At 58.1% G+C, this 832-nt stretch carries 1 protein-coding gene and 1 pseudogene; both read left to right on the plus strand.

The window, feature by feature from the left end; genetic code table 11:
* Positions 1-261: pseudogene (locus JF66_RS24670) on the plus strand (hypothetical protein); the annotation flags it as partial.
* A gap of 430 nt (positions 262-691) precedes the next feature.
* On the plus strand, positions 692-832 hold a 141-nt coding region (locus tag JF66_RS22550), incomplete at its 3' end, for a transposase (protein WP_197059494.1).

Consider the following 832-nt stretch of genomic DNA (forward strand, 5'->3'; position numbering starts at 1 on the left):
GTGAGCAACGTGATCGCGTCCGTCAAAGCGGACGTAGGGGTGACCATCGGTTCTAGCAAGACGGGTTCAACCACAAACTCCGGATCGTGGACTGTACCGGCAACGTACAACGTTGGACGTCTCGCGATCGGTGCGGCCAAATACAGCGGATCGACCAGGCGCTACCTCGAGAACAGTAATTGCGTGCTGGTATTTCAAAACTCGACGTCTTACAACGCTCCTCAACAAGAATGGCACTTCCAGACGTCAAGGGTCTCTTAGCCTGATCATCTAGGCATCAGTTCTTCCGCTCACAATCTCGTGGATGTGGAGTAAGAACGGACAGAGGGGTTCGCCGTGAAAGCCCTCTGTCCGTTCCTATGCGGGTGCGCGCCGCAGGTGCCCGTCCATCCCGGTCGAGCCGTCGACTCTGACGCGAGCGTTTACAGAGCGGCGTGCTGAGTCCGTTCACGTTCAGACTGAAAATCATGGATCGTTTGATGCCTGACGGTGACTGCTCTCCGCCTGCTTGCTCGAAAAGCGATGAGACACAGGAGCGCTCCGCCGTGGGCCGTGGGCCCCCACCAATAGATGTTCATGACGAATCCGGACCCGAACAGCATTCCGATGCCGACAAGGGCCAACGCTGCGGCCAGGGCCAGGGTGGCCTTGACCCCGTTGTGTGGACACCTCACAAGAGAGAATGTTCACTATGGCAAGATCACGTCGGGACTTCACCCCTGAGTACAAAGACGAGGCCGTGAAGCTGGTTTTAACCACCGGTAGAGGGGTCGCAACTGTCGCCCGCGAACTCGGAATCAACGAAGCCACGTTGGGCCGCTGGGTGGTGGCA

It is taken from the genome of Cryobacterium sp. MLB-32 (assembly GCF_000738085.1).
Taxonomy (GTDB): Bacteria; Actinomycetota; Actinomycetes; order Actinomycetales; family Microbacteriaceae; genus Cryobacterium.